The organism is Streptomyces sp. WM4235, from assembly GCF_001279725.1.
In the GTDB taxonomy this organism is placed as follows: Bacteria; Actinomycetota; Actinomycetes; order Streptomycetales; family Streptomycetaceae; genus Streptomyces.
This window is the reverse complement of record NZ_LGDE01000120.1, coordinates 1-3320: the sequence shown is the minus strand read 5'-3', so window position 1 is coordinate 3320 and position 3320 is coordinate 1. Positions and strand designations below refer to the sequence as shown.

3 protein-coding genes and 1 pseudogene are annotated in these 3320 nt (G+C 70.2%); 1 reads left to right on the top strand and 3 read right to left on the bottom strand.

The window, feature by feature from the left end; translation table 11 throughout:
• Together ADK55_RS12225 and ADK55_RS38505 are read right to left on the bottom strand one after the other, a co-directional pair.
• Window positions 1–553: pseudogene (locus tag ADK55_RS12225) on the bottom strand (hypothetical protein); the annotation flags it as partial.
• A 131-nt stretch (window positions 554–684) separates the two neighbouring features.
• Window positions 685–837, bottom strand: a complete 153-nt coding sequence (locus tag ADK55_RS38505) for a hypothetical protein (RefSeq protein WP_159041364.1) — start codon at window positions 835–837, stop codon at window positions 685–687.
• Window positions 838–1137: 300 nt separating this feature from the next.
• Between ADK55_RS38505 and ADK55_RS12220 the strand changes: the two genes are divergently transcribed.
• Complete coding sequence (locus tag ADK55_RS12220; RefSeq protein ID WP_159041363.1) at window positions 1138–2571, top strand: transcriptional regulator; 1434 nt, start codon at window positions 1138–1140, stop codon at window positions 2569–2571.
• Between the two features lie 214 nt (window positions 2572–2785).
• Here the strand turns inward: ADK55_RS12220 and ADK55_RS12215 are convergent, their stop codons facing one another.
• Complete coding sequence (locus tag ADK55_RS12215; protein WP_053677957.1) at window positions 2786–3268, bottom strand: NUDIX hydrolase; 483 nt, start codon at window positions 3266–3268, stop codon at window positions 2786–2788.
• Window positions 3269–3320 lie beyond the last annotated feature (52 nt).

Sequence of the window (3320 nt, the reverse complement as noted above, 5' to 3'; positions counted from 1 at the left end):
GCCGTTGGAGCGCGGGGGGAAGGTCGGGGGCGACGGTCAACGCGCTTCCCGGCGGGACCCGGTGGATGCCCCGGAACCAGCCGTTCACACCGGGTTCCACACCCCAGGTGGTGATCTCTGCCAGCAGCCGCACAGGGTCCGGGGCGGCCCCGGTGAGAGCGGCCATGGCGGAGGCGGACGTCGACCAGGTCACCGTGGATTCGGTGGCGATCCAGTACACCTGCACCGTGGCGGCGCGGTCGCCCGTGATCCGCACGGTGCGGCCGACCCTGACGATCCCCAGGTAGGAGCCAGGCAGCCGACCGGCGGCGTGCCAGTAGCCGCGCGCGGCCGAGTCTGCGGCGCCCCTGGCCTCCGACGACGAGGCCAGGCAGCCGCCGACGAGGAAGACTTCCGCGGTGCCGTCCCGGGACACGGCGCGCCGCACCTGGGGGTTGTGGTCGACGGCCCACACGCGCAGGGTGCCGTCGTCGTGGATCTCGGTCCCGCCCCGCGGGCGCGGACCGGCGGTGAGCGGGGGCGCGTGGGTGACCGTGCCTGCGACATGCCTCATATCGGGGGCTCCCCTGTTGATGGGATGTTCCAGAAAAGGCGACGCGCGCCCGGAACGGACCGGCCCGTGAGGGCCGGCCGTCCCGGGCGCGCGTTCACCCAAGGTGGCGCCGTACGGCGCCGGGCGTCAGGTCAGCCCTGGTAGTACATGGTGCTGTCGGCGTTGTTGAAGCCGCCGCTGCCGAGGGTGACCTCGGTGACCGGGCCGAGGTCGGCGACCTCGGGGGTGGTGAAGACCTCGGAGACTGCGAGGATCTCGGGGGACTGAATCTCGGTGTTCTCCATGACGGAACTCCTTCGAGTAGGGCTGTCGGAACAGGTCTTCCAAGACCGGTGCGACATGCTGGCTGTCGGCCTCGAAACGGGTCGGAAGGGCGCCCCTCCGTTCTGCGCCCGGCTTGGTGCTGCCGGGCTGAGACCAGTTGACCCCTTGAACGCGCTGCGTTTCCACGGCGAAGCGGTTGCGCTTGCCTGCGTTTCCTCAGCGCAGCGGCGCGGCGCCGACGCTGCGATTCACTGCGAACTACGTTTGAACAGCGCGGAGTTCGACGCTTCCGGCGTAGCCTGAACGCGCACCCTTTTGCCATGCCCGCAGTAATCCCTCACTCGGACCAGGTGGACACGGTGACGCAGTCCAGGACCAACGAAGCCCTCGCGCACTGGGTGCGCACCTCGGGCGCCAGCTACAGCCGGATCGCGACGGAAGTAGGGCTCGTCGCCGCCCGACACGGCCGCCAGGACATCCAGACCGACAGTTCGCGCGTCTCCCGTTGGATCAACAAGGGCGAGCGGCCCCGCCACCCGGTCCCCTCGTTCCTCGCCGAGGCAATGAGTCGCCTGTGCCACGGCCGCACGCTCACCCCGGCCGACCTGGGCCTGACCGACATCGGACCGCACCGGATGGCAGACGCGTGGTCCGCGCGCGCGGTCGTGGCCGCCATACTCGACACCACCCGGAGCGATGCCGTGACCGACGATCACAGCCCGTCCCGCGCGCGCCTCATGTCCGGCGCTGCCCTTGTCAACGCTGTCCAGCCGTGGCTGCACCTGCACGACCTCGAACCCCTGCCCGCCCCCGAACGCCCCGGAGCCCGCCTCGGGCTATCGGATGTGGCACGGATCGAGGCGACCACCGACACGTTCCGTGACTTGGACAACGAGCACGGAGGCGGCCTTTCCCGTCTCGCGGTCGTCGGCCAGCTCCAGCACGTCACCCACCTGGCTCGCTCCGGCACCTACACCGAGGAGACCGGCCGCGCCCTGTTCGTCGCCGTCGCCGAGCTCGCGTCCGTCGCCGGCTGGATGACCCATGACGCCGGTGCCCACGCCGACGCCCAGCACTACCTTCTTCTTGGGCTCCAGGCCGCCAAGCAGGCCGGCCGCGACGGCGCCGGGATCGGCGGGCACCTGATGAACTGCCTCGCCCGACAGGCCAACCACCTCGGGCGCACGGAAGACGCTCTCGAACTCGTCCAGGCCGCCCAGTACGGCACTCGCAGGCTTCGCCCGGGTCGGCTGCGAGCCCTGTTGTGCTCACTCGAAGCGCGCTCGCACGCGGTTCTCGGCCACCTTGACGAGATGACCCGAGCCACGGGCGCCGCCGAACAGGCCCTCGCCAACGACGACCCCGCAACAACTCCCGGTTGGGCCGCCTGGTTCGACCACGCCGAATTCCGCGTCACAGCCGGCGTCTGCGAGTACGAGGCCGCCAAGCACGCCCCCGACCGAGTCGGCCATGCCATCGCCCTGATCAAACAGGGCACCGCCGACCGGCCCGCCGACCGGGTGCGCAGCCGAGCCTTCGACCAGATCGCCCTGGCCCGAGCTCACGTCCGCGCCGGTCAACCCGAGGCCGCCGCGGCCACCACCGACACAGCACTGACCCTGATGGGCAACATCACCTCCACCCGCGTCGGCGACCGCCTGCGGGAGCTGGACGCCGAACTCGCGGCCGCCCCTGGCACGTCGGCCACCGCAGACAGCCGCGCACGCATCCACGCCGTGCTGCAACCGCTCTGACCCCCTCATAGGCGGACCTGCACTTGTGAAAGCTCCGGCCAAGGGAGGGCGATCCGGTCGTCCTCGGGCGGCCCCTGCCTGCCCATCCTCGAACAGCCAACCGTGACGATGATCAGCGGGGCTTCGAGCACGTAGCAGTGCAGGCCTCACCAAAGGGGTGAATGCCCCCGTTTCTCGAACGAGGCAGGTCAGGGCGGGCGGGGCGGCTACGACCTCACAGTGCGGGCGCGAACCAGGCCTGGGGCTCGTCTTTCTCGACGAGCGCGATGATTTCCCGCATTCGCTCGCTCATCGGCGGCAGGGCGTTCAACGGGAACCAGGCGACCTCTACCGACTCGTCGTCGCAGACCCGAGGCGACTGGTCCGGATGCGTCGGGCGGCAGGCGAAGACGAGCTCCAGGTACTGCGCCCGGTCACCGTTACCGTGTCGCACCGGCGGGGAAGCCGTCACCGCCGCCAGGCGCTCTACCACCACCCGCACGCCTGTTTCCTCCCCCACCTCTCGCACCACCCCGACGGCCGGCACTTCGCCGGGCTCCAGAATCCCGCTGAGTGGCGTCCACAACCCCGCGGCGGAACGGCGTTGCAGGAGAACCCGCCCGTGCTCGTCGAGGACAACCCCGACCACCCCGGGCAGCCACAGAAGACAATCGGGACCGACCGCTTTCCGTAGATCTGATACAAAGTCAGGAATCATACCCTCACCCTAGGGCGACACGAGGGCCATCTGTGACTCGCAGCGATAACTG

Bases quoted from the DNA above. Each gene is read 5' to 3' on its own strand.
- ADK55_RS38505 (WP_159041364.1), bottom strand. From the start codon at position 837: ATGGAGAACACCGAGATTCAGTCCCCCGAGATCCTCGCAGTCTCCGAG.
- ADK55_RS12215 (WP_053677957.1), bottom strand. From the start codon at position 3,268: ATGATTCCTGACTTTGTATCAGATCTACGGAAAGCGGTCGGTCCCGAT.
- ADK55_RS12220 (WP_159041363.1), top strand. From the start codon at position 1,138: ATGCCCGCAGTAATCCCTCACTCGGACCAGGTGGACACGGTGACGCAG.